General features: G+C 66.7%; 1 protein-coding gene. It reads right to left on the bottom strand.

All coding sequences use genetic code 11. The annotated features are described in order from the left end of the window. Positions 1-890, bottom strand: an 890-nt coding sequence (locus tag D1614_RS27890) for a methyl-accepting chemotaxis protein (RefSeq protein WP_241558158.1), incomplete at both ends; no start/stop codon positions are given.

Below are 890 nucleotides of genomic sequence, written 5' to 3' on the forward strand. Positions count from 1 at the left end.
GCTGCGCTGACCGGCTTGGCAGGAGCCTTGGCCGCAGGCTTGGCAACCTTCTCCGGCTTCTGCACGGCTACAGCGGCGGTCTCGGCACCATCCAGCCGGAACTGCGACACCACCTGCGTGAGGTTCTGCGCCTGTTCTTCCAGCGACTGCGCGGCAGCGGCCGCCTGTTCGACCAGCGCGGCGTTCTGCTGCGTCACGTCGTCCATCTGCGTGACGGCTTCGTTGATCTGCTCGATACCGGTGCTTTGCTCGGCCGAGCCCGCGCTGATCTCGCCCATGATGTCGGTCACGCGGCGAATGGACGACACGATGTCCTCCATCGTGCTGCCCGCACGTTCGGCCAGCGCGCTGCCGGTCTCCACCTTGGAGAGCGACGCCTCGATCATTTCCTTGATTTCCTTCGCGGCTGCGGCGCTACGCTGCGCCAGGTTGCGCACCTCGCTGGCCACCACGGCAAAGCCGCGGCCCTGCTCGCCGGCGCGCGCGGCTTCCACCGCGGCATTCAGCGCCAGGATGTTGGTCTGGAACGCAATGCCTTCGATCACGCCGATGATGTCCGCAATCTTCTTGCTGCTGTCGTTGATGCCCGCCATGGTGTCCACCACCCGGCCGACCACTTCGCCGCCCTTCACGGCGATGTCCGATGCGTTGCCCGCCAGCGTACTGGCCTGGCGCGCGTTGTCGGCGTTCTGACGCACGATGCTCGTCAGCTCTTCCATGCTCGACGCGGTTTCTTCCAGCGAGCTGGCCTGCTCTTCCGTGCGCTGCGACAGGTCGGCATTGCCGGCGGCAATCTGTTTGGTGGCTGCGCCGATCGACTCGGAGCCCGTGCGCACGCGGCGCACGGTATCGGTCAACGCGGTCTGCATGCGGGCCAGGCCTTCGAGCAG

Origin of the sequence: Maribellus luteus, assembly GCF_003576475.1 — a bacterium.
GTDB lineage: Bacteria > Bacteroidota > Bacteroidia > Bacteroidales > Prolixibacteraceae > Draconibacterium > Draconibacterium luteum.